The organism is Paracoccus cavernae (assembly GCF_042430175.1).
Classification (GTDB): Bacteria; Pseudomonadota; Alphaproteobacteria; order Rhodobacterales; family Rhodobacteraceae; genus Paracoccus; species Paracoccus cavernae.
The window spans coordinates 20,939-43,449 of record NZ_JBHMDZ010000006.1 but is presented as its reverse complement, the minus strand read 5'-3'; the positions used below and the strand labels follow the sequence as shown (position 1 = coordinate 43,449).

Genomic DNA, 22,511 nt, shown 5'->3' with positions numbered 1-22,511 from the left:
ACCCGCCTGCGGCAATGGTCCTCTTGTCGCCGTCCCGACCGGCCTTATCTTTCAGAGATATCCGAGGGAGAGGTCATGACCGGATCCGACAGGCGACTCGATTTGTCAGGCAAGCGGCTTGTGGTCATTGTGAACCGCAAGTCCGGCAAGCGTGACGGCCCCTCTGCCGAGCAGGTTCTGCGCGAAAAGCTGGCGCCGAAAGTCGGCTCCTTCGATCTGCGCATCATCGACAAGGGACGCGACATCACCCGCACCGCCCAAGCCGCCGTGCGGGACGGGGCCGATATCGTCGCGGTTCTGGGCGGCGACGGCACGCAAACCGCGGTGGCGGGCGTGCTTGCCGGTACCGATGTCGCCATGGCGGTCCTGCCGACCGGCACGTTCAACTATTTCGCGCGCGAGATCGGCGTGGGCGAGAGCTGGGGCGAGGCGCTCGAGGCTTTGCTGGACGGCGAGCTTGCCAAAGTATCGGTGGGCGAGGTCAACGGGCGGGTTTTTCTCAACAACACCAGTTTCGGCGCCTATCCCGAGATCCTCGAAAAGCGCGAGAGCCATTACAAACGCTGGGGCCGCTCGCGGATCGGGGCCTATTGGGCGGTTCTGGTCGCGATCAAGGATCTGCGACGGCCGATGCATCTCGAGGTGACCGTTGATGGCGAAAGCCGCAGCTACGATACCGCTTTGGCCTTTGTCGCGAAAAATGCGCTCCAGCTTGAGACGCTTGGCCTCGACGGGGGCGAGGCGGTCCGTGCCGGTCACTTCGCGCTCTTTGTCGCCCATGCGCAAAAGCCCCTCGCGCTGGTCGGCGCGGCCTTGCGGCTGGCCCTGGGGCGGGTGGCCCACGGGCGCGATTTCGACATGGTGATCTCTGACGAGATCGAGATCGCCCCGCGCCCCTCCCGCCGCCTCGTTGCCTATGACGGGGAAAAGGCGCGGATGCGCGGCCCGTTCCATCTGCGCGTCCGGCCCGAGAGCCTGCTGGTCGTCGTCCCGCGCAAGGTTGGCGCTGCGGAGGGCAGGTCATCGTGAGGACGCGGCTGGCCTGTCTGTCGGATCTGCATTTCGGACAAGAGCGCAAGGATCTGGTCGAACCCCTGTTTCGCGCGATCCAAAGCGCGGGAGCCGATATGGTCGTCGTGGCGGGCGATCTCGTCCAGCGCGCGCGGCGTGACCAGTTCGAGGCGGCTTTGGCCTTTCTCGACCGGCTGAATGCGCCGTGGATGGCGGTTCCGGGCAATCACGACATTCCGCTGCTCGATCCGGTGGCGCGGCTCTTTCATCCGTTCAACGCCTTTCGCCGCCATGTCGCCTCGGATCTCGGGCCCGAGCGCCGCATCGGGGATTTGCGCCTGCTCGGGGCCAACAGCGTCGACCCCCTGCGCTGGCGTCGCGGCGTCGCCCGCCCCGAAGAGGTCGCGCGGATTGCTGCCTTGCTGCGCGAGGGGCCGGCGGGGCTGACCAATCTGATGGTCTTCCACCATCCGTTTTCCGAGCCCGAGGGCTTTTCCAAAGGCGAGACCCGCGGTGCGGATCAGGCGCTGGAACAGCTCGGCGCGGCGGGGCTGGATCTGATCGTGTCGGGGCATCTCCATCACTGGAATCCGGGGCCGGGGATTTCGGCGGAAGCGGGGCGGAAAATCCTCCAGCTCCAGCTCGGCACGGCACTCAGCGGGCGCGCGGGCGAGACAGGCCATATGTTCGCGACGCTTGATTTCGAGGATACGGATTTCGACGAATGCGCGCTGACCGTCACGCCGTGGTTCGCCGATGACGGCCTGCTGGAATATCTGGCCGCCCCCGCTTTGCGCTACGGGCGGCGCGAGGGGCTTTGGTATCTGCTCTAGGGGCGCGTGAACGACAAAGGCCGGAGGGCGCAATGCCTCCGGCCCGTGCAATGTTTCATGTCCGTTGCGAGCGCTCGGGGCGGAAAGCCCGCGAGATCAGGCGCTTTTGAGCAGCTTGATCACCGCTTCCGCCGTCACGCCGGCCGAGACCTGCTGCTGGCCGGTGACGAGATTGCCGTCCACCACCGCATGCGGGGTCCAGGGGGCCAGCGCGATATAGTCGGCACCGGCAAGGCGCAGACGATCCTCGAGCAGCCAGGGCGCGTCAGCACATCAGCCGCCGCCAATGTGCTTCTTTGGAGAAGATGAATGACCAAAGTTCTAATGATTCTGACTGGCGCGGATACCTGGACCATGAAAAGCGGCACGCGGCACCCCACGGGGTACTGGGCCGAAGAATTCATGCGCCCACATCAGGCCTTCCTCGCCGAGGGCTACCAAGTCGATATCGCTACCCCGCAGGGTCGCCAGCCGGTCGTCGACGAGCTGAGCCTGTCTCTGGGCTATAACGACAATGACCAGAAGTCGGTCGACGACCAGCGCGCCTATATCGCAGGCGTTGCCGCGCTCAAGGCACCGCTGGTTCTGGGCAAGGTCAATGCTGCCGATTACGACGCGGTTTTCGTCGTCGGCGGGCACGGCCCGATGCAGGATCTCGCGGTCGATCCCGATATCGGCAATCTCGCCAATGCGATCCTGAGCAATCCGAAAAAGGTCTTCTCGGCGGTTTGCCACGGTCCGGCCAGCCTGCTGTCGATCTTCGACAAGGACGGCAACTGGCTGTTCAAAGGCCGCAAGCTGACCGGCTTCAGCAATGCCGAGGAAACCCAGGCAACCTTTGCCGGTGAGCGTGTCGCCGAGCCGGATGCGACCGGCGTACCAGACCGTATTTAGCACTCATAATAGGCAAATGAGTAAAAACGATGTGAGGTAATGGAGCTAATTGCTTTTTTTTAAGAGATGCACGCTGGGTGATGTATCCACAGGAAAGACACTTTTCCCGACGGAAAAAATGCGGCCTGCGCGGCAAGGTCGCGCGGCAAGGGATCGCTGCCCAATCGCGAATCGGGCTGGCGCGGGCGCAGGTGCAAAGGCGCGCGCGATCCGGCAAGGGGCGGAAAAGCGGAGCCGGTCATCCGGACCTGTTACGCAGTCTCCGGCAGGAAAACCGTCGCCTCCATGAAGGTCACGGCATTGCCGGCCAGCAGCACGCGCGTCTCGGTCAGCGTGCAGTCAAGCCAGCCGCCGCGCGGCGAAGCCTGAAAGGCCATCAGCCGGTTGCGCCCCAGCTTTTCGGCCCAATAGGGTACGAGCGTCGCGTGGATGGACCCCGTGACCGGATCTTCGGGAATGCCTGCGCCGGGGGCAAAGTAGCGCGACACGAAATCCGCCCGCGCGTCCTCGGTATCGCGCCCCGTGACCACAAGGCCGATATGGCCAAGCTTCGCGATCGCCGCGAGATCGGGCTCGAAGGCGCGAACGGCTTCGGCGCTGCCGAGGTCCGCGAAGACATTCTCGAAGTTGCGAAAGATCCGAACGGGGGGTGACGGAAAGATACCCGCGATCTCGCGAGGCAGGCTCTCTACGGCTTCGGGGGGCAGGCGGGGAATGTCGAGCCGGTAGCCGCGATCCTCCTTCGACACGCGCAGTTCTCCGACGCGTGTGTGGAAGGTCAGTTCGGAATCGGCCCCTTTTTGGGTGAACAGGATATGCGCCGTTGCAAGCGTGGCATGCCCGCAGAAGTCCACCTCATACGCGGGGGCAAACCAGCGCAGATCCCACGCGCCATCCGGTCGCGGTTTGACAAAGGCCGTCTCGGCGAGGTTGTTTTCGCGTGTGATCGCCAGCATCAGCGCGTCGGGAAGCCAGTCCTCGAGCACGAGAACGGCAGCCGGATTGCCCGCGAAGAGCTGATCGGCAAAGGCATCGACCTGATACATGCGCATGGGGTGATCTCGTGTTGGGGACGGTTGGCCGGACTATAGCGGGAAGCAATGGGCCTGCGCCACGCGTGCCGTTGGTCCGCCCTCGACCGGCGCGCGATACGCGTCGAAAACCTGCCCGAAAACGGGAGTAATCTGGCACAGATGGAAAAGGAGGAAGTGGCGGACCCAGAGCGATTCGAACGCCCGACCCCCAGATTCGTAGTCTGGTGCTCTATCCAGCTGAGCTATGGGTCCACTGTGAGCGGGTGTTTAGTGCGAGTTGACGGGAGGGGCAAGAGCGTTTTTCCATGAATCGCATCGCGACGCGATTGTTTTTGCGCGGGGGCGGGTGGTCTGCAATCTTGAGGCCGATTGTGCGGCGTGACGCGAAAGGGTGCGGCTGATGCGGCGAAGATCCGTGATAGCGGCATGCCGGACAACTCGAACGGCTTGGGGTCTGCCTGCGGTCGTTGAGCGATGGTTATGACTGCGCGCCGGATCGAAGATTCGTGAACGGCGCCTCGCAGAACGGCTGGCCACGATTGTCGGGAGCAGATGCCCCATACCGACCGTCAGCGGGCTGCGTCAGGGCGACGGAGGTTGCGCGTTCAGGAAGCAGATGGCGTTTGCGTCGGGCAGAATCTCAGTACGCCTGCCAATTCGTCCTTTTCGCGGGTGTCGGCCGAATGCCGCGTTCCGTCCCAAACCGGAACCTCGCGAAAATCAAACGGGCTGACGTTTTCGAGGCAGGCAACATTGATCCCGTAATGTGCCGGATTGGATCGGCGCCGATGATGCGTATAGATGCCGCATGTTTTGCAGAAATAGTGCTTCGCCGTTCTCGTATGGAATTGGTACAGCCCGAGGTTTCCTTCGCCTGTCAGGAATGTCAGATCCTCGATCTTGGCAGAGGCGGTGACGGCGCCTCTCATGCTGCAAAGCGAGCATGAGCATCGGCTCACCTCGGCGGGATTTCCGATCAGCCGCACGGTAAACGTCACGGCCCTGCAATGACAGGCGGCATTGTGGAGGCCATGCATATGCGTCACCGGAGCTACCTCATGATGCCGAAGCTGAGATGATCTTAGCCAAGAGACCTCTGCCCGCAATGGCCAAGGGGATCTTGGCCCTGGCTTGGCGCTCGCCGTCGGAGCGGTGGAGTGCTGCGCATAGTCTTCCCCGCTACTTCAGCCTGAAAAGGGTTTCGCGCTCTCCCGAAATATTGAGATCGTCCGAAAAGCCGATTTCGTGGGCGCCGCAGCGTTGCAGCAAGGCCCGCATCGCAAGGTTGGAGCTTTCGGTGGAGGCGTAAAGACGCAGCCACCGAGGGCAGGACTTTGCCCCCTCCACCAGCGCCCGGCCAACGCCCTGCCTTCGTGACGAGGGGGCCACGCACAGGATCGAAAGAAGCGGCCAACCCATAAATTCTGAGGGCGCTACTTTGACATAGCCAATGACCGCATCGTCGAGCGCGGCAACCAGGAGGCTGCCCTGCTGCATGTCGATGCGGCGATCGCCCATGAACTCGTCGAAGCTTTTGAGCGCGGGATAATCGCGTATTTCGCAAGATCTGATGATGGTCTCCGGTCGCATGGGCCCTCCCCAAGCCAGCATCGTGCTTGGCGGAGGGCGATGCAATGGAGGCTGCGCTCGAAACATCGATAAGCCGCCTCGGGCCGAACGGCCAACGGGGGCTGGCTGGTAAGACTTCGTGGCCCGCGCGCCTTGAGCGTGATGAGTCTGATGAGCGGATTGCTGGGCGGACGAAACTATCATTCCCCCCGCTTGTCGTTCCCGATACCCCAGAAGTCGTTTGTCGCGGCATTTGCATAAAAGCCTTCGAAGAAGGCCTCTGGCCGGGCCTTGGAAAGCGATCCAGCAGTTTGGCAGACGAGCCAATAGTGGTAATCCGTGTAGATCGCAGCGTAGAAGGAACCGTCCAATGCGGCGAACTCCGAGAATTCGTTGATCTGTTCGGGATCAGCGAGATTCGGGATCGGTAGTTGCTCTCGCCTCGCCGGATGGCCGTCTCCAGCGAGGACGGTATGTTGGCCGGCAGCGGTGGCAAAATCGCTGAAAAAGCACTCGAACGGGGAGGATGGCCGCCCCTCATCGGGCGGATACAGATGACCCTCTCGACAATGTTTCAGCAGCAGCTCGGTGCTCTTCACCGAGGCATATTCGGGTGCGATACGCTTCGAGCCGGTTAGGCGGAGCGCCTGATTGACGACCGCAATTGTTTCGAACCCGCACAGCGTTGCGACCTCCGCCCAAGTGACTGCGCATTCTTTCCCGCTTCTTTTGGCCCGAGCCACGATTTCGGGCGGTGTCCAATTGCTGTTCCGGAACGGTTCCCCGCCATGAATTTTGATGAAAGGGTTCAAGGCGACGAAAACCGATTGGAAATGCGGGCCGAACCAGTCGAGATAAGGCACCTCATCGCGCGGCGGGTATGAGTAGGAAGGTATGGGCATCGCGGCTCCTTTGGAAGCAGGCTGACCTGCGACGTTCGTCCGGTCAATGATCGCGACGGATCTGCGCGGCAATGGAATGACCACCGATGCCAATGGGGCTGGGAGAAAATGCCGACAAAAGCCGGCACTCTCGGGCTGGCGATGGGGGCGTCGGATTTCGGAGATTCCGAGAGGCGAAGCGAAGATTTTCTGCGCCTGACGGACGGCAGGGGCAGTGACCTCCACCCCAATCGTCGAGCAAAGCTGCTTTACAGAGCCGCAGGTGAAGCGTCTGCATTGTGGGACAAAGCTGCCGTTAGCACTTTCGGCATGACCGGTTATCATTCACCCCTGTCGTCGCTTGATCGAGGAATTACCGCTATATGAAACCGGCTATCCAAGGATCAAAACCTTTGTTTGAACTGCGCGGCGCCAGAGAAGAGGAACGCGACCAGATTGCAAAAATCTGGCATACAAGCGCTAGCTTGCCCGATGTCGGGCCGCCCCAGATGCCGTCCTATGAAGTCCTCCGAGCGCGTGTAGACGAAGAGCTGGCCTCGGGCTGGTCGGTGACGGTGGCGGTTGCCGGAGGCGAAATAGCTGGGTTCGTTGCCCTGAGGCCCGCGGAAAATTATCTTGCTGAGCTTTTCGTCAGTCCGTCACATTTGGGGTGCGGATTGGGGAAGCGGTTGCTGGACCATGCCAAGAGCGTCATGCAGGACGGGTTCACATTGTTCACCACCACCAAGAATGCGCGGGCGCGGCGTTTCTACGAACGCGAGGGGCTTACTCTGGAGCGCGAGAGCCTGCATCCACGTGCAGGCCATCCAATTACATACTATTGCTGGAACGGCGGCTAAGCAAACGAAGCGGTCGTTGAGACTAGCAACATGACGATTGTTGGGCGATACAGGGATAATGAGCAACATCCTGTTCGTTTGTGGCAAAGCCCGTAAAAGAAGCCCAACTGCGGCAGCAGTCGCGGCAGAGCTTCTTGGTCACTCAACTGACTTTGCGGGGTTGAGTGCTGATGCTGACGAACGCATTTCTGCTGAGCATTTGCACTGGGCCGACATGATCGTGGTCATGGAGAAGGCTCATCTTTCGCGCCTCACACGCCAAATGAAAACACATCTCAAAGCGAAGCGGTTGGTTTGCCTGGATATACCGGACAGCTTTGAGTTCATGCAGCTAGAGTTGGTCGAACTTCTGACCGCACGATTGGCGCGAATTGTCCGCTAACGACTCAAAGCATTCATGACCTAGGACCGACCAAAAGCCGGAAACATCCATCACGCGATATGAAGGGGAAAGTGGCGGACCCAGAGCGATTCGAACGCCCGACCCCCAGATTCGTAGTCTGGTGCTCTATCCAGCTGAGCTATGGGTCCGTGTGAGGGGTGATCTAGAGAGAGTTGCGGGGGCCCGCAAGGGTGAAAGCGACGCTATGTGGCTTTTTCTTGACGATCAATCGGCAAGCTCGGCCTCGGGGGCGCGGATTCCGGCCAGTTCGCGGGGCAGGGTCAGGCGGAACTCGGTGCCCTCGTCGTCGCTGCGCACCAGCACCAGCGCGCCGCCGTGGTTGCGCACAAGATCGGCGGCAATCGCGAGGCCAAGTCCCGTACCGCCCTTGCGCGAGGCGCCGCTGAAAGGCTGGAACAGGAATTCGCGGGTCTTTTGCGGCAGACCGGGGCCGGTGTCGCCGATCCTGAGCCACCAGTCGTGGTCGTCCTCGCCACCCGAAATCTCGATCGTGCCCGGCCGGCCGGTGCCCTCAAGCGCCTGACGGGCGTTGCGCACCAGATTGCCCAGCACGCGGTAGATCTGGTCGCGGTCGGCGCGAATCATGAGATTGCCCGGCACTTCGGCGAGAAACTCGACCGAGGGTTTGCCGTCGATCTGGGCAAGGGTCAGCGATTCGGCCTCGATCACCTCGGCCACGAGAGAGGCGAGGTTGAAGCGTGACAGGATGGGGGCGGGCTCTTCGGATTTGCCGAAGGCCAAAGTGGTCTCGCACAGGTTCACCGCGCGGGTGATCGAATTCACCAGCTTGGGCGCGGCGCGGCGCACGCCGGGATCGGCGCTGCTTTCCAGACGGTCGGCGAAAAGCTGGGCGGTGGTGAGCATGTTGCGCAGATCGTGACTGATTCGCGCCACGGCCTGGCCAAGCTGCGCCAGCCGCGCCTTTTGTTTGAGCGCCGAGGTCACGGTGCGCTGCATCGCGGCAAGCGCCACCTCGGCTTCGTTCAGCTCCTTGAGGCGGGCGGTGGGGGTGATGATGGCGCGGACATCCTCGGGGGCGCTCGCATAGGCCGTCATGTGCCGGATCACGCGGCGGATCGGCACCAGCAGCATCCTTTGGGCCACAAGGTTGAGCAAAATCGCCGTCATGACCGAGAAAGCGGCCGAGATCAGAAGCATCCTGAGCCCGTAATCAATCATCTCGCGGCGAAGTCCGGCCGTATCCATCGTGATCTCGATCAGCTGGCCCGCCTGCTTCACCGGCGCGCCGATAACGCGGATGACGCGATTCTCGGGGGTGGCGACCTGCACCACTGCATCATGGATTGCGGTCCAGAAGGGCTGCTCGCGCAGGTCATAGGTCTCGGCGATCGGGCCGGGGATGGGCGAGGACAGCACCAGCTGCCGGATATCGTTGCGGCGCAAGACGACGTTGAAGACGCCCGCGTTCTGCAACAGCTCGGATTCGAGGTCGCTCGCCAGCGAATCGTCGGTCGCGAGCAGGGCGAGGCTGGCGATCTGCGCCCGCTCGAGCCGCGATTCCAGTGCATTGAGACGATAGTTCGAAATCGACGGAAAAATAATGAGCAGTTCGGCCAAAAGCACGAAAACGCCCGTAAGGAGCGCAAATCGACCCGAGAGGGAGTTCAGCGACATTGCTACCTATTGTTCTTTTGCCGCAACTTCCGGCGACGCTCCAAGGACATAAGCCCTCATCGCGTGCAGTTCAAACAAGCGTGAGCGCTTTCGGGTTCCATGACAGGCGGTCTCTTGCCATAAAGAGGGGCGGTTTTGTCGGGATTGACGCGAAATACCACGAGAAAGTCGGGTATTCGGGGCGGAGTCGGGTTGACTCGGGTAAATCCGCCGACTATCCAGCGAGCCTCGAATAGACCGGCGCATGCTCGTGGGGAGTCCCATTATGTCTCGCGCCCCGACCCCCGGAGTTTGAACGATGTCGAAACGCACCTTCCAGCCGTCGAACCTGGTTCGCGCCCGTCGTCACGGCTTCCGCGCGCGCATGGCAACCAAAGGTGGCCGTCGCGTGCTGAACGCACGTCGCGCCAAAGGCCGCAAGAGCCTGTCGGCATAAGATTGCGCCTTCGGGCGTAAGAAAGGCCAATGCCAATGCCGTCGTTGCCGCCTGACGCAAACCGCGAGGTTCCGCCGAAGGCTATGGCTGCGGCGGCATTCGCTATTGCGGATGATGCCCCGCGCACCAGCCGCGAGCCGCAGATCGAAACGCTGCGCAACCGTCCCGATTTCCTGCGGGCCGCTTCGGCACGCCGGCAGGGGACGGCGGGCTTTCTGCTTCAGGCGCGCAGGCGTGCCGAGGCCGAGGCCGCGCCCGATTTGATCCGCGTCGGCTATACCTGCTCGAAAAAGATCGGCAATGCGGTGGTCCGCAACCGTGCCAAGCGCCGTCTGCGTGCCTTGGTCCGCGAGATCATGCCCGCTTTGGGCCGTCAGGGCTGGGATTACGTTCTGGTCGGTCGTCCCAATGCGACGGTCAGCCGCGATTTCACCGCGCTGAAACAGGATCTGGCCGAGGCGATTGCCCGCGTCCATGCTCCCAAAGCGCCCTCGGGCAAGCCTGCCGCGCCCAAGTCCGATGTGCCCAAACCCGAAGCGGCCGCCGGACCGCAGCAGGGCACAAAGCCATGACGCCTCTGGCCCGTGTGCTGGCTCTGCCTGTGCGGGCCTATCGTCTGGTTGCAAGCCCTTGGGTCGGCCATGGTTGCCGCTTCCAGCCGACCTGTTCGGCCTATGCGCTCGGCGCGCTCGAGCATCACGGCGGGCTGCGTGGCGGCTGGCTGACGGCGCGTCGGATCTGCCGCTGCCATCCTTGGGGCGGGCAGGGCTATGATCCGGTGCCGGGCACCGATCCCGAGGCCCGCGCCCCTTCCGATCCGACCTGACCCGCCAATTCGAACCGCCATCTGGATTGCTGCCCGAACCTCCGAGGGATTGCCATGAACGCTCCTGACCCGATCAAAACCGCACAGATCCTCGACGACGAGGCGCTGGAAGCGGCCGAGCTTGACGGTCCCGATCTTCCCGAGGGCGAGGGCGAGATCCATCCGCTTTTCGAGGGCGCGCCGCATTCGACCGAGTTCCGCAAGCTACGCAAACGCCTTGTGCGCGAGGTCCGCGCCGCGATCGAAACCTATGACATGGTGCGTCCAGGCGACAAATGGCTGGTCTGCCTTTCGGGCGGCAAGGACAGCTATACGATGCTCGCGGTGCTCCACGAGCTGAAGTGGCGCGGCCTTCTGCCGGTCGAGCTGCTGGCCTGCAACCTCGATCAGGGCCAGCCGAACTTCCCCGCGACGGTTCTGCCGAAGTTTCTGTCGGAGCGCGGCGTCCCGCACCGGATCGAATATCAGGACACCTATTCCATCGTGAAGGAAAAGGTGCCTGCGGGGCGGACCTATTGCGCGCTCTGCTCGCGCCTGCGTCGCGGCAATCTCTACCGCATCGCGCGCGAAGAGGGCTGTTCGGCCGTGGTTTTGGGCCATCACCGCGACGACATTCTGGAAACCTTCTTCATGAACATGTTCCACGGCGGTCGCCTTGCGGCCATGCCGCCGAAGCTGCTGAATGAAGAGGGCGATCTGAACGTGTTGCGTCCGCTGGCCTTCGTCGCCGAGGCAGATTGCGAGAAATTCACCCGCGCCATGGCTTATCCGGTGATCCCCTGCGATCTCTGCGGCAGTCAGGAGGGGCTCCAGCGCGTGCAGGTCAAGAAGCTGCTCGACGAATGGGAGAGCCGCGCGCCGGGGCGCCGTCAGGTGATGTTCCGCGCGCTGATGAATGTGCGTCCCTCGCATCTGCCCGACCCCAATCTCTTCGATTTTTCGGCACTCGATCCGAGGCCTGCCGAAGAAAAGGCGGATTCGGTTCCGAAACTGCGCGAACATTAACCGAACGCCAACCTGTCTGCGGCAGGATCGCCTTGTACGGGACGATTCGGGTGACGGGATGGAATGGATGTTCATCGCCAGTGCGGCGGTCATGGCTGCCGTGGCGATCATGGCGACAATGTTGCGTTCCGGACGGGAGCGAACGGCTCTGGTTCTGCGGATCGAGAATGCGGCCGAATTGCGGCGAAGCCTCGGCATGGCCGGCATGGCCGAGCTGATGGGCCGGATCATGCAGCTGAGTTCGCAGATCCTCGGCAGCGAACCGGGCTCCGCGCCCGATGTGAGGGCCGACGGGGCGGGGGATCTGTGCCTTTTCCTGCCCGACGTCTCGCTGCCCCGCTTGCGGCGCAGGGTGCTGCGGCTTCAGGCGTCGCTGCATTCCGGCCTCCGGATCCGCAGCGGCCGTGTTGTGCCCGCAGTCACGGCGATCCTCGTGCGCGACCCCGCGCAAGGCGCCTCCGTCGAGCAGCTCCACGCTTTCGCAAGCAAACTCGGTGGAAGCGGCGCGGGCGGGCTCGTGATCGGAACCTATCACGCAAGCGGGGCCGAGCATGCGGCCATTCTGGCACCGGTCTTTACGCCGGACCGCGTCGAAACGTGGTTTTTGCCGCAATTATGCACCGATACCGGCACCGTGATCGGGGTCGAACTGGAGCCGAGGCTGCGGCACCCCGAACTCGGCCTGCTGACCGCTGCGGAGTTCGCATCCCTCCTCGATCCCGATGAACGGGTGGTTCTGGTCAAGGCGGCTCTGGCACAGGGGCTCGCGGCCCTGCGCCAATGGGACCGGCGCGCGATCGGGGTTGATCACCTGACGCTCCGCCTCGAGGCCGAGCATTTGCGTCAGGGCGAGCTGGCCGATTTCCTGCTGTGGGAGCTCGACCGTCAGGATGTCCCGCCCCTGCGGCTGGTCATCGCCGTCGCGAAGGCGCTCGATCTGGCGGCAGGACCCAGCAATGCGGCCCATAATCTCGACCGGCTTGCTGCTGCGGGCTGCGTGATCGAGCTGATCGATCTGGGAGTCGACGGGCCGTCGCTTGCCGGATTGCGCCGCTTCAGCCCGACGAGACTCCGTTTGGGAGAGGCCTTCGTCGTCGATTGCGACCGCTCGCCCGAGCAGCAGCGGATGATTCTGGCGATCATGGCGCTGGCCGAGCATCTTGGCTTGTCGGCAGTCGCCGAGCAGGTCTCGACACAGGGCGAGCACGCCTATCTCGCGCAGATCGGTGTCGCCGAAGTTCAGGGCCGCGCCGTTGCGCGCGCTTTGCCGGCCGATCTCATGCCGGGTTATCTCGAGGAATGCGACCGCAAAGCAGTCCTCGCAAGCCCGCTGCGCCGCGCGGGCTAAGCGCGCACAGGGCGGGCACGGTGTCTGGTCCTTGGCTTGTGTCCGCATCAGCGCCTCGGGATCGTGCGCGGGGCTGGAGCGGGGCCGGCGCTCGTCATGACGAACAAAGGGGGCGCAAGCAGGTGCAGACCAGACGGGCTTTCGGAGGCTCCCGCAACACGCGGAACACGAAGCCGGCAATGCTGTCCTGCAGCGCGGATCCTTCGTACCGCGTCGCGCTGTCGTCGTCCTCGATCAATCGCCGGTTATACGCGAAATTGCGGGCTCGCGGGCGTCATTTGGGCAAATTCCCTTGACCTTTGCCGGTCGGTTCTGTTGAAGCGGCGCGGTACGCGACGGAAGTTGATCGGTGAAGGACGCGATTGCATGAATGACAACAACCGCAACATGATCCTGGCGATGGTGCTTTCCGCACTTGTCATGATCGGCTGGGCGATCTTTTTCCCATCACAGCCCGCCCCCGAAACTCCGGCCGCGGTTAGCCAGACCGAAGGCATGCCGGCCGCTCCGGCGCTGCCGAATGCGGCAGGCGGGGCTACGGCCGGCGCAGCCCCCGAATTGGCGGCAGGCGCTGCGCAGGCGTCGAACGATCCTTCCGCAAGCGCGGCGCGGGTCGGCATTTCCTCGCCCGCACTCAAGGGCTCGATCTCGTTGGCCGGCGGTCGCGTCGACGATCTCGAGCTGATCGGCTACCGCGAGACGCTCGACGAGAATTCGCCCTTCGTACGGCTGCTTTCGCCGACGGCAGGGCTTGATCTCGCGGCTGTCGGTTCGCCGGCTGCTCCCGGTGCCAATTCCGGCCTGACGATCCAGAAGCCCTATTACGCCGTCTACGGCTGGATGGCTGCTGCGGGTACCGATCCGGCGCTGGTGCCGAGCCCCGCCACCATCTGGCAGCTCGAAAGCGGCGAGACGCTTTCGCCGGGCAATCCGGTTACGCTGGTTTGGGACAACGGCGCAGGCCAGACCTTCCGCCGCATTTTCGAACTCGATGACAAGTTCCTGTTCACGGTCACCCAATCGATCGAGAACAAGGGCGATGCGGCATTCTCTGCCGCGCCCTACGGCATTCTGGCCCGTCACGGCAAACCCGATACCCAGAACTACTTCGTGCTGCATGAAGGCGCGGTCGGCATGACCGACGGCTCGCTGCTCGAGCTGAAGTACAACAAGATCACCGAGCTGTCGCCGATCAACGGCGAAGGTCCGGCCGAGGTCATCAATGTGACCGAAAACGGCTGGATCGGCTTTACCGACAAATACTGGATGACCACGCTGGCCCCCGCGCCGGGCACCGCCTTTACCGCGGTCGTGAAATACGCGCCGGGCGCCGATATCTACCAGACCGAAGCCCGCATGCCGATGGTTACCGTTGCTCCGGGCGCGAATGCCAGCAGCTCGAGCTATCTCTTTGCCGGTGCAAAAGTCTGGGAAACCATCAACGGCTATCAGGACACCCCCGGCATTCAGGGCTTCGTCGATTCGATCGACTGGGGTTGGTTCTACTTCCTGACCAAGCCGATCTTCCGCCTGCTCCATTGGCTGCACGGCATGATCGGCAACATGGGCTGGTCGATCATCGCGCTGACCGTCATCCTCAAGATGATCGTCTTCCCGCTGGCCCGCAAATCCTACATCTCCATGGCGAAGATGAAGGAACTGCAGCCGGAGATGGAGGCCATCAAGGCGCGGACCGGCGACGACCGCATGAAATACCAAAAAGAGATCATGGAGCTTTACAAGACCCAGAAGGTGAACCCCGCTGCGGGCTGTCTTCCGGTTCTGTTGCAGATCCCGATCTTCTTCTCGCTCTACAAGGTGATCTTCGTCACGATCGAACTGCGTCACGCACCGTGGCTCGGCTGGATCCACGACCTTTCGGCACCCGATCCGACCAGCCTGTGGAACATCTTCGGCCTGCTGCCCTGGGCGGCTCCGGGGCAGGGCTCGATGCTGCATTCCTTCTCGCTGCCGGTCCTTGCGATCGTGCTCGGGATCTCGATGTGGATGCAGCAAAAGCTCAATCCGGCACCCGCCGATCCGGCGCAGAAGATGATCTTCGCCTGGATGCCGTGGATCTTCATGCTGATGCTCGGCGGCTTTGCCTCGGGTCTCGTGCTCTACTGGATCGCGAACAACACGATCACGATCATCCAGCAGTACACGATCATGTCGATGCACGGCCATCGCCCCGACATTTTCGGCAACATCAAGGCAGGCATGTCGAAACGCCCGTCCAAAGCCGAGAGCAAGCCGGGCAAAGGCAAGGGAAAATGACGGCAACCCTCTCTTTGATCCGCCGCCACCCGATCAAGTCGATCGGGGGCGAGCGGATCGCGGAGGTCACGCTTCAGGCGTCGCGCCCTTTGCCGGGAGACCGGCTTTGGGCGCTTCTTCATGAAGGTGGCGAGCGTCACGCCGCCGTCGATCCGGCGCGTTGGCTGCCCAAATCGTGCTTCCTTCAAGGCGCCAAGGCCGCGCCGCTTCAAGCGGTTTCCGGTGGCTGGGGCACGCCCGAGCCGGGGCGGATGATCACGCTGAGCCATCCCGAACTGTCCGATCTGCACATCGATCCCGAAACCCAAGGCGACGCGCTTGCCGAATGGGTCCGCCCGCTTTGGCCAGCGAACTTCCCCGCGCCGACGCGGCTGGTGCGCGCGACCACGGCCTGGGCGGATGTGAGCCAGCCCTATGTCTCGATCCTGTCGCGCGCCACGCTTGATGTCGTCGAGCGCGAGACCGGCCTTGCCATCGGCACCGACCGCTGGCGCGGCAACCTGTGGATCGACGGTTGGAAGCCCGAGGCCGAGCGCGGCATCATCGGCCGCATCCTGACCATCGGCGGTGCCGAGTTGCGTGTGGTCGAGCCGATCACGCGCTGCCCTGCCACCTCCGCGAATACCGAGACCGGCAAACTCGACCTCGACATGCCCGCGACGCTGCAAAAGCTGTTCGGCCATCGCGATTTCGGGGTCTATGCTCAAGTTGTAACCGGCGGCACCGTCCGCATTGGCGATGAGGTGGTGCTGTGAAAGTCTCCTTCCCCCTGGCTCCCGAACCCGAACACGAAGCCTCCGAAAAGGGGCGTTTGCTCTTTGCCGGACCGGTCGATTTCGTCAAAGGCGTGGTCGCGATGAACGGTCTGCCGCCGGCGGACCGCCCCGAGGTCTGCTTTGCCGGCCGCTCGAATGTCGGCAAATCGAGCCTGATCAACGCGCTGACCGGCCGCAACGGTCTGGCCCGCGCCTCGAACACGCCCGGCCGCACGCAGGAGATCAACTATTTCGCGCTTGGCGAGCATTCCTATATGGTCGACCTTCCGGGCTATGGTTTCGCCAAGGCACCGGTTGCGGTCGTCGCGAAATGGCAGGCGCTGCTGAAGAACTACCTCGCCGGTCGTCCGACCTTGCGCCGCGCCTTCGCGCTGATCGATTCGCGCCACGGCGTCAAAGAGGTCGACCACGAGATCATGAAGCTGCTCGACCGTTCGGCAGTGCCGTTTCAGGTCGTGCTGACCAAGACCGACAAGATTAGCTCCCAGGCCCTGACGCAGGTCATCGCGCAGGTCGAGGAAGCCTTGCAAAAGCACCCCGCCGCCTATCCCGAGCTGGTCGCGACCTCCTCGGACAAAGGCCACGGCATCGCCACGTTGCGGGCGATCATTGCCGGCCTGAGCTAAGGGCCGGTCTGGACGGGGGGAAACTCTGGTCTTAGGGTTTGCCCCGACGCGCAGGGACACGAGAATGAGAAAGCAAGATATGAACCGAGACTGGTCCGCCACAGCCCGCACCTTGTCCGAAGCACTGCCCTATATGCAGCGCTATTCGGGTGCGGTTGTCGTGGTGAAATTCGGCGGCAATGCGATGGGCGACGACGAGGCAATGGCCGAATTCGCGCGCGACATCGTGCTGATGAAGCAGGTCGGCATCAATCCGGTCGTGGTTCACGGCGGCGGTCCGATGATCAACGAGATGCTCGACAAGCTCGGGATCGAATCGCATTTCGTGCGCGGCAAGCGCGTCACCACCAAGGAGACGGTTCAGGTCGTCGAAATGGTTCTGTCGGGTCTGGTGAACAAGCGCATCGTCCAGGCGATCAACGACGCCGGCGGCCGCGCGGTCGGGATCTCGGGCAAAGACGACGACCTGTTGGTCTGCGAGGCCGATGATCCGGAGCTGGGCTTCGTCGGCAAGCCGGTCGAGATGAACGTCCAGATCATCCGCGATCTCTATAATGCCAATCTCATTCCGGTCATCGCGCCGGTCGCGACAGGCATGGCAGACAACGAGACCTTCAACGTCAACGGCGATACCGCTGCCGGTGCGATCGCGGGCGCCCTGCGCGCCGACCGCCTGCTGCTTTTGACCGATGTTGCCGGCGTCAAGGATGCCAATGGCGAGGTTCTGACGGCGATGCATCCCGACCAGGTCCGCGACATGATCGCCGACGGCACGATCGCGGGCGGGATGATCCCCAAGACCGAAACCGCGCTGAAGGCCCTGCAGGAGGGCGTGCGCGCCGTCGTCATTCTTGACGGCCGCGTGCCCAATGCCTCTCTGCTCGAGCTTTTCACCGAACATGGGGCGGGCAGCCTGATCCGCAGCTCGACGCCGCGTGTCAAACCGCGCGGTTTGCGTCAGGGCGACAGCGGGCTGTAAGGCCGGCAAAGATTCTCCATCCAGTTGAGACAGGGCTTGCCGCAGCGCCAAATGCTGTGGCAGGCTTCAGTTTATATTATTTGAGCGGGTAAGGGGTATCATGACTCCCATTGGATACCGTCGGCTGATCCTGACGCGTCACGCAAAATCTTCCTGGGACGATCCGGCGCAAGAGGATCACGACCGCCCCCTGAACGACCGCGGCCGCCGCTCGGCGCGCGAGCTTGGCGATTGGCTGGCAAGCCGCGGCTACGAGCCCGAAGAGGTGCTTTGCTCGACCGCGATGCGCACCCGCGAAACCTGGGATACCGTCTTTGCCGCCCCGCTCGAGGTACGCCCGAACGTGCGTCACGAACGCGGCCTTTATCACGCGAGCCCCGAGCAGATGCTTGGCGTTTTGCGCACGGCCTCGGCCCCGACCGTGATGCTGGTCGGCCATAATCCGGGCATTGCCGAGCTGGCAGAGATGCTGCCGGCGCGCGCGATGCTCGATCCCGAATTCCGCCGCTACCCGACGGCGGCGACTTTGGTCATCGATTTCCAGATCGGCAGCTGGGCCGATGTGCAGCCGAAAACCGGCGGCGTTCTGGATTTCGTGCGCTTCGACGGCCGCTCTTAAACGCGGCCTCCGGGCATTACGGTCAACGAAAAGGGCGCGGATTTCCGCGCCCTTTTCCATTGCGGTTGCCCGCTTTTGCTGACGCTTATTCCCACCAGCGGTCGATGGTCGCAATATCCTCGTCCGACCAGCCGAAGTGATGGGCGAATTCGTGGACGACCACATTCGAGACCAGCGCGCCGAGTGTCACATCTCCGCGACTGGCCCATTCGTCCAGAATCGCGCGGCGAAACAGCCAGACGCGGTCGGGGAAGGACTGCGGCTCGCTGGCCGATTTCTCGGTCATCGGGATGCCGTCATAAAGGCCGGTCAGCTCGAGCGGGTCATGGATCTCCAATTCCTCAAGAAATTCGTCCGATGCAAGCTCTTCGACGCGCAGAACCACCATCTCGGCATGGCCGGAAAGCTCTGGCGGAAAGCCTGCGATGACCTCGCGGGCGAGGGTTTCGATCGCGGCCAGATCCGGCGCTGTCGATGTTGTCCAATCAGTCATGCTTTTCTCCCGCAATTTGCCCTAGATATGGACAAAATGGCCCCATTGTGAAAGAGCGAAGCAGACAGGAGACCGCCATGACAACCACCCGTTTCGCCCCTTCGCCCACCGGCCACATCCACGTCGGCAACCTGCGCACCGCTTTGATGAACTATCTCATCGCGCGCAAGTCGGGCGGAACCTTCATCCTGCGACTGGATGACACCGACCGCGAGCGGTCGAAAGAAGAATATGCCGACGGCATCAAGCGCGACCTCGAATGGCTCGGGCTGACCTGGGACCGGCTCGAGCGCCAGTCCGACCGCTTCGACCGCTATGCCGAAGTCGCCGACCAGCTTCGCGCCTCGAACCGCCTTTACGAGGTCTTCGAATCGCCGACCGAGCTGGACCTCAAGCGCAAGAAGCAGCTCAATATGGGCAAGCCGCCGGTCTATGACCGCGCCGGTCTGCATTTGTCGGCCGAGGACAAGGAAAAGCTGCGCGCCGAGGGCCGCAACGGTTACTGGCGCTTCCAGCTCGATCACGAGCGCATCGAATGGCATGACGGCATTCTGGGCGACATCTCGATCGATGCGGCCAGCGTGTCCGATCCGGTGCTGATCCGCGCCGACGGGCAGGTGCTTTACACCTTCGCCTCGGTCGTCGACGACGTCGATATGGGCGTGACCGATATCGTGCGCGGTGCCGACCACGTCACCAATACCGCGACCCAGATCCAGATCATCCGCGCGATCGGCGGCACGCCTCCCAGTTTTGCCCACCACAGCCTGCTGACCGGTGCGCATGGCGAAGAACTGTCGAAACGCCTTGGCGCGCTGTCGATCCGCGAAATGCGCGAGAACGGCATCGCCCCCGAGGCCCTGCTGTCGATGATGGCGCGTCTGGGCTCGTCGAAGCCGATGGAACTGCGCATGTCGCTCGAGGAGATCGCGGAGGGCTTCGATCTGGCGCAATTCGGGGCCTCGCCCACGAAATTCGACCCCGAGGAGCTTCTGCCGCTGACCCGCGAAGCCAACCAGGCGCGTCCCTTCACCGAGGTGCAGGACCGCATCGCGGCACTTGGTGTGCCGGCGGATCTGGCCGAGCGCTTCTGGCGCGTCGCCTCGCAAAACATCACCAAGCTCGAGGATCTCGGCGGCTGGTGGACGATCTTCCACGAGGGCGCCGAGCCCGAGATCGACCCCGAGGATGCCGAATTCATCGCGCAGGCCATGACGCTCCTGCCGCCGCCGCCCTATGACGAGACGAGCTGGTCGAGCTTTACCAGCGCCGTCAAGGAGGCGACGGGCCGCAAGGGCAAGGGGCTGTTCATGCCTTTGCGCAAGGCGCTGACCGGACAGGCCCACGGGCCGGACATGTCCGATGTCATGCCGCTGCTGCAAGTCATCAAAGCCAAGGCATAAGTTGCGGAAGGGGTGCGGAAGCACCCCTTTTTCTTTGATAAAACAAGGATGTGGGCGTTTGTTTTCTGCAATCGCGAAAATTCTTCGATTATCCGCTTGACGCCCCCCGCTCCTCGTTTTAAACCGCGCTCACTCTGTGGCGGAGTAGCTCAGTTGGTTAGAGCAGAGGAATCATAATCCTTGTGTCGGGGGTTCAAATCCCTCCTCCGCTACCATCGTCCCCCCCGATGTCTTTCTGGACATCCGTGGGGCGTCGATCAGGGCCCTTAGTCGGCCGGTTACAACGACTTCCATTTGTCCTGTCTCTCTTTCGGTCACCGTTACGGATTCGATAAGCTTTCGCAGAGTTTCTGCAAAGTTTGCTGATCCGCCGCTATGGTCTGCGCCCATGATTGGCGCGAGTGCCATGAGGTCCTTGCGATAGCCGTCCACGGCCATGGGATGCAGTGACACGGCATTGAGCGGCGAAGGCTCAAGCGACAGCTCAAGCTTTGCGTCAGCTAGTTCGGCGCATCGCGCTTCGTATTCTTTCGCAATCCTGTCGGTATCGCCGATCCCGCGGGTCACAAATTGGACAAGGCGAGAAATTTCGGAATCAAGCTGCTGGACACGGCGCTCGAGCTTGCTTCTGCGCTGGCCATTTGCCGCTGCGAACTCCGCACGCGCGCGATTGTATTCGGTGACGTAAAGCTTCAGCAGGTCGGGCTTGTCCAGCTCCTTGCGCAGCAGGCCGATGACGGCTTCCTCTACAAGATCCAGATACCATGTGCGCGGGGCAGGGCAGCTCCGGCTTAGGGAATGGCGGGTGCACTCAATACGGGTGCGCCCGCTTTTGTCTTTTCCCTTTGCCGACATGCCGCCGCCGCACGAACCACACCGCAGAAGGCCCGACAGCGGCCTGACTGGGCGGCGCATCTTCGCGCGATCAGACTGGGTCGCGCCTTGCCGTGGTTCAACCATGACCTGAACCCGCTCCCATAGATCCTGATCGATGATGCGCAGGTCGGGGGCTTCCTTGGTTTGCCAGTCGCTCGGCGGATTCGGTCGCGAAACCCTTCTGCCGGTTTCGGGGTCTTTGACCATCTTGGACTTGTTCCAGACGATTTTGCCTGCATAGAGGTCATTGCGCAGGATGCCCGACCTGCGCTCGGCCCAGCCGTAGATCGTGCTCGATTGCCATGCTTTGGCTGATCTGGGCATTGGACAGCCGTCCCGCGTCAGGTTGATGGCGATGTCGATCGGCGATCGGCCCTCGGAAAACTCTCGGAAGATCCTGCGAATGATCTCGGCCTCGTCGTCCTGAATGATCAGGCGCCCCTTTTCACTTGGGTGGGGGCGGTAACCGAACGCGCGGCCACCGGCCGAAAGGCCTTGGCTCACGCGACCGCTTAAGCCGCGGCGGATCTTGCGTGCGTTGTCTTCCCGAAAAAGCTGGCCGACCAATCCGCGCAGGCCGACCGTGACGGTCGAAGCAACGCCTTCATGCACGGCCATGATCTCGACGCCAGCAAATGACAGGCGCTTGTGGATGCCCGCAAGGTCCTCCATGTCGCGCGAAAGGCGGTCGAGCTCCTCGACAATCACCACGTCGAACGCGCCGGTCTTCGCATCGGCCAAGAGCTGAAGCAGGCTGTCACGGCCAAGGATAGATGCCCCTGATTGTGCAGCATCAGAGTAGAGCCGATCGAGCGCCAAGTCATTGATGGAGGCGTATTTGCGGATAAGCGCCTCTTGGTCCTCGATCGACCTTTCGTTCTGAAGGTCGGTCGAATAGCGGCTATAGCCGACGGCTTTGCGGATCACTGGGTTAGTTCCTTCGCGTCTCGAGTGCAGAGACATGGTCCTCCCATGCGCGGCGGCGGGCAAGCTTGATGATCAGCTCGCGAAAGCTCTGATCGATAATCTCGCGATCTTCAGGGCTAACGGTGGCTGCCTTTTGCATTCCCATCACCCAACCCTCCTCTTGTCCTCGTCCACCGGATCCTCCGGAAAGCAGACCGAGCAAGGTACGATCCCCAGGCAGGCCCAGTCTTCCGTTTCATGCCCGCGACACAGCGCGCATGCCGGATCCGGCCCCAAGAAGCGGCTGATCTGCCGGATCACCTCTTCGTGGGTGTGGGCGATGCCGCCCGATCCGCTCTCCTCATGTGCCCAGGTGCGCGCGCCGCTCGGATGGTCGCTTTCCACGATGGTGATGCCGCGATGGGTGCTGATGGTCATGCCTTGGCCTCTGCAGCCATGAATTCAGCGTGGATCTGGCGGATAAAGCCGATCACCTGATCGGTCCGGTTCGGGTGCTCGGTCGGCGGTGTGCGCACCAAGGAGAATCGCGGCTCGGTTTCGTGGCGCGGGGCAGGGTGCAGGTCCTCCCAGCTTGCTCTAGGCAGGCCGATCGCTTGCTTGGCGGGCGCGAGCTCGCGGCCGACCGCGCCGGCACCGCGAACGGTAGTGGGGCTGATGTTCAGCGCGGTCGCGATCTGGCGCGTGGAATAGCCAGCGGAAGCTTGCGCTGCGATCCACTTCGCGCGCTCCAGCTTGAGGTCGTCAGGTGCATCGTTTGGCATCGGCCCAAAGATGTGCGCAGGCGGGGCAAGCTTTTTCAT

Annotated in this window: 26 protein-coding genes and 3 tRNA genes; 17 read left to right on the top strand and 12 right to left on the bottom strand. The window is 62.8% G+C overall.

Translation table 11 applies throughout. The annotated features are described in order from the left end of the window. The first annotated feature begins 75 nt into the window (after window positions 1-75). From ACFFUC_RS07085 to ACFFUC_RS07075, 3 genes are all read left to right on the top strand, one after another. Entirely contained in the window at window positions 76-1,029 is a 954-nt protein-coding gene (locus tag ACFFUC_RS07085) for a diacylglycerol/lipid kinase family protein (RefSeq protein ID WP_377684844.1), read from the top strand. Continuing rightward, complete coding sequence (locus ACFFUC_RS07080) at window positions 1,026-1,844, top strand: metallophosphoesterase family protein (protein WP_377684842.1); 819 nt, start codon at window positions 1,026-1,028, stop codon at window positions 1,842-1,844. Before ACFFUC_RS07085 ends, ACFFUC_RS07080 begins: the two co-directional genes overlap by 4 nt. 309 nt (window positions 1,845-2,153) lie before the next feature. Then, window positions 2,154-2,738 (top strand): type 1 glutamine amidotransferase domain-containing protein, encoded by a 585-nt coding sequence (locus tag ACFFUC_RS07075; protein ID WP_377684841.1) that lies wholly within the window; start codon window positions 2,154-2,156, stop codon window positions 2,736-2,738. Window positions 2,739-2,989: 251 nt separating this feature from the next. Here the strand turns inward: ACFFUC_RS07075 and ACFFUC_RS07070 are convergent, their stop codons facing one another. From ACFFUC_RS07070 to ACFFUC_RS07050, 5 genes are all read right to left on the bottom strand, one after another. After that, complete coding sequence (locus tag ACFFUC_RS07070) at window positions 2,990-3,790, bottom strand: PhzF family protein (RefSeq protein WP_377684839.1); 801 nt, start codon at window positions 3,788-3,790, stop codon at window positions 2,990-2,992. 157 nt (window positions 3,791-3,947) lie between these two features. Beyond that, a tRNA-Arg gene (locus ACFFUC_RS07065) sits at window positions 3,948-4,024 on the bottom strand. A gap of 353 nt (window positions 4,025-4,377) precedes the next feature. After that, a complete protein-coding gene (locus tag ACFFUC_RS07060) occupies window positions 4,378-4,809 on the bottom strand; it encodes a GFA family protein (protein WP_377685287.1) in 432 nt (143 codons plus the stop codon). Between the two features lie 142 nt (window positions 4,810-4,951). Then, window positions 4,952-5,362: a GNAT family N-acetyltransferase gene (locus ACFFUC_RS07055; RefSeq protein WP_377684838.1), complete on the bottom strand. Its 411-nt coding sequence runs from the start codon at window positions 5,360-5,362 to the stop codon at window positions 4,952-4,954. A gap of 179 nt (window positions 5,363-5,541) precedes the next feature. Then, window positions 5,542-6,243 (bottom strand): DUF2711 family protein, encoded by a 702-nt coding sequence (locus tag ACFFUC_RS07050; RefSeq protein ID WP_377684836.1) that lies wholly within the window; start codon window positions 6,241-6,243, stop codon window positions 5,542-5,544. 392 nt (window positions 6,244-6,635) lie between these two features. On the opposite strand from ACFFUC_RS07050, the gene ACFFUC_RS07045 reads away from it, so the two are divergent. Together ACFFUC_RS07045 and ACFFUC_RS07040 are read left to right on the top strand one after the other, a co-directional pair. Further along, window positions 6,636-7,082 (top strand): GNAT family N-acetyltransferase, encoded by a 447-nt coding sequence (locus ACFFUC_RS07045; protein WP_377684834.1) that lies wholly within the window; start codon window positions 6,636-6,638, stop codon window positions 7,080-7,082. Between the two features lie 58 nt (window positions 7,083-7,140). Continuing rightward, complete coding sequence (locus ACFFUC_RS07040) at window positions 7,141-7,464, top strand: low molecular weight protein tyrosine phosphatase family protein (protein ID WP_377684832.1); 324 nt, start codon at window positions 7,141-7,143, stop codon at window positions 7,462-7,464. A gap of 72 nt (window positions 7,465-7,536) precedes the next feature. On the opposite strand, the gene ACFFUC_RS07035 is transcribed toward ACFFUC_RS07040, so the two are convergent. Continuing rightward, window positions 7,537-7,613: transfer RNA gene (locus ACFFUC_RS07035), tRNA-Arg, on the bottom strand. 76 nt (window positions 7,614-7,689) lie between these two features. After that, window positions 7,690-9,120, bottom strand: coding sequence for a sensor histidine kinase (locus tag ACFFUC_RS07030; RefSeq protein ID WP_377684830.1), 1,431 nt, complete (start codon window positions 9,118-9,120; stop codon window positions 7,690-7,692). A 298-nt stretch (window positions 9,121-9,418) separates the two neighbouring features. Here ACFFUC_RS07030 and rpmH point away from each other — a divergent pair, with 298 nt between their 5' ends. From rpmH to ACFFUC_RS06980, 10 genes are all read left to right on the top strand, one after another. Further along, complete coding sequence (gene rpmH / locus ACFFUC_RS07025) at window positions 9,419-9,556, top strand: 50S ribosomal protein L34 (RefSeq protein ID WP_036742148.1); 138 nt, start codon at window positions 9,419-9,421, stop codon at window positions 9,554-9,556. A 35-nt stretch (window positions 9,557-9,591) separates the two neighbouring features. Further along, window positions 9,592-10,128 (top strand): ribonuclease P protein component, encoded by a 537-nt coding sequence (rnpA, locus tag ACFFUC_RS07020; RefSeq protein ID WP_377685285.1) that lies wholly within the window; start codon window positions 9,592-9,594, stop codon window positions 10,126-10,128. Continuing rightward, window positions 10,125-10,382 (top strand): membrane protein insertion efficiency factor YidD, encoded by a 258-nt coding sequence (gene yidD, locus ACFFUC_RS07015; RefSeq protein WP_377684828.1) that lies wholly within the window; start codon window positions 10,125-10,127, stop codon window positions 10,380-10,382. Before rnpA ends, yidD begins: the two co-directional genes overlap by 4 nt. Window positions 10,383-10,436: 54 nt before the next feature. Further along, on the top strand, window positions 10,437-11,387 hold the full coding sequence (ttcA, locus tag ACFFUC_RS07010; protein ID WP_377684826.1) for a tRNA 2-thiocytidine(32) synthetase TtcA: 951 nt from the start codon (window positions 10,437-10,439) through the stop codon (window positions 11,385-11,387). Between the two features lie 67 nt (window positions 11,388-11,454). Further along, complete coding sequence (locus ACFFUC_RS07005) at window positions 11,455-12,735, top strand: EAL domain-containing protein (RefSeq protein ID WP_377684824.1); 1,281 nt, start codon at window positions 11,455-11,457, stop codon at window positions 12,733-12,735. A gap of 366 nt (window positions 12,736-13,101) precedes the next feature. Further along, window positions 13,102-15,012 carry a membrane protein insertase YidC gene (gene yidC / locus ACFFUC_RS07000; protein ID WP_377684823.1) on the top strand — a complete coding sequence of 637 codons (1,911 nt, stop codon included), beginning with the start codon at window positions 13,102-13,104 and terminating at the stop codon, window positions 15,010-15,012. Further along, window positions 15,009-15,767: an MOSC domain-containing protein gene (locus tag ACFFUC_RS06995; RefSeq protein WP_377684821.1), complete on the top strand. Its 759-nt coding sequence runs from the start codon at window positions 15,009-15,011 to the stop codon at window positions 15,765-15,767. The genes yidC and ACFFUC_RS06995 overlap by 4 nt, the downstream gene beginning before the upstream one ends. After that, window positions 15,764-16,414 carry a ribosome biogenesis GTP-binding protein YihA/YsxC gene (yihA, locus tag ACFFUC_RS06990; RefSeq protein WP_377684819.1) on the top strand — a complete coding sequence of 217 codons (651 nt, stop codon included), beginning with the start codon at window positions 15,764-15,766 and terminating at the stop codon, window positions 16,412-16,414. Before ACFFUC_RS06995 ends, yihA begins: the two co-directional genes overlap by 4 nt. Before the next feature lie 79 nt (window positions 16,415-16,493). Then, the gene (gene argB, locus ACFFUC_RS06985) at window positions 16,494-17,393 is read left to right on the top strand and encodes an acetylglutamate kinase (RefSeq protein ID WP_377685283.1); all 900 of its coding nucleotides are present in this window, start codon (window positions 16,494-16,496) and stop codon (window positions 17,391-17,393) included. 100 nt (window positions 17,394-17,493) lie between these two features. Continuing rightward, window positions 17,494-18,012, top strand: a complete 519-nt coding sequence (locus ACFFUC_RS06980; RefSeq protein ID WP_377684817.1) for a SixA phosphatase family protein — start codon at window positions 17,494-17,496, stop codon at window positions 18,010-18,012. Window positions 18,013-18,097: 85 nt separating this feature from the next. On the opposite strand, the gene ACFFUC_RS06975 is transcribed toward ACFFUC_RS06980, so the two are convergent. Next, window positions 18,098-18,505: a metallopeptidase family protein gene (locus ACFFUC_RS06975; RefSeq protein WP_377684815.1), complete on the bottom strand. Its 408-nt coding sequence runs from the start codon at window positions 18,503-18,505 to the stop codon at window positions 18,098-18,100. 77 nt (window positions 18,506-18,582) lie between these two features. Here ACFFUC_RS06975 and gltX point away from each other — a divergent pair, with 77 nt between their 5' ends. Both gltX and ACFFUC_RS06965 read left to right on the top strand, forming a co-directional pair. Beyond that, window positions 18,583-19,908 carry a glutamate--tRNA ligase gene (gltX, locus tag ACFFUC_RS06970; RefSeq protein WP_377684813.1) on the top strand — a complete coding sequence of 442 codons (1,326 nt, stop codon included), beginning with the start codon at window positions 18,583-18,585 and terminating at the stop codon, window positions 19,906-19,908. 138 nt (window positions 19,909-20,046) lie between these two features. Continuing rightward, window positions 20,047-20,123 (top strand) — tRNA-Met (locus ACFFUC_RS06965). On the opposite strand, the gene ACFFUC_RS06960 is transcribed toward ACFFUC_RS06965, so the two are convergent. From ACFFUC_RS06960 to ACFFUC_RS06945, 4 genes are read right to left on the bottom strand one after another with little or no spacing between them, the layout of a single operon-like run. Next, window positions 20,080-21,747, bottom strand: a complete 1,668-nt coding sequence (locus ACFFUC_RS06960) for a recombinase family protein (RefSeq protein WP_377685282.1) — start codon at window positions 21,745-21,747, stop codon at window positions 20,080-20,082. The two genes, ACFFUC_RS06965 and ACFFUC_RS06960, sit on opposite strands and share 44 nt — an antisense overlap. Beyond that, on the bottom strand, window positions 21,716-21,859 hold the full coding sequence (locus ACFFUC_RS06955) for a hypothetical protein (RefSeq protein ID WP_377684811.1): 144 nt from the start codon (window positions 21,857-21,859) through the stop codon (window positions 21,716-21,718). The genes ACFFUC_RS06960 and ACFFUC_RS06955 overlap by 32 nt, the downstream gene beginning before the upstream one ends. Then, window positions 21,856-22,128: a hypothetical protein gene (locus ACFFUC_RS06950; RefSeq protein ID WP_377684809.1), complete on the bottom strand. Its 273-nt coding sequence runs from the start codon at window positions 22,126-22,128 to the stop codon at window positions 21,856-21,858. Before ACFFUC_RS06950 ends, ACFFUC_RS06955 begins: the two co-directional genes overlap by 4 nt. Beyond that, on the bottom strand, window positions 22,125-22,511 hold the full coding sequence (locus ACFFUC_RS06945) for a helix-turn-helix domain-containing protein (RefSeq protein ID WP_377684807.1): 387 nt from the start codon (window positions 22,509-22,511) through the stop codon (window positions 22,125-22,127). The genes ACFFUC_RS06950 and ACFFUC_RS06945 overlap by 4 nt, the downstream gene beginning before the upstream one ends.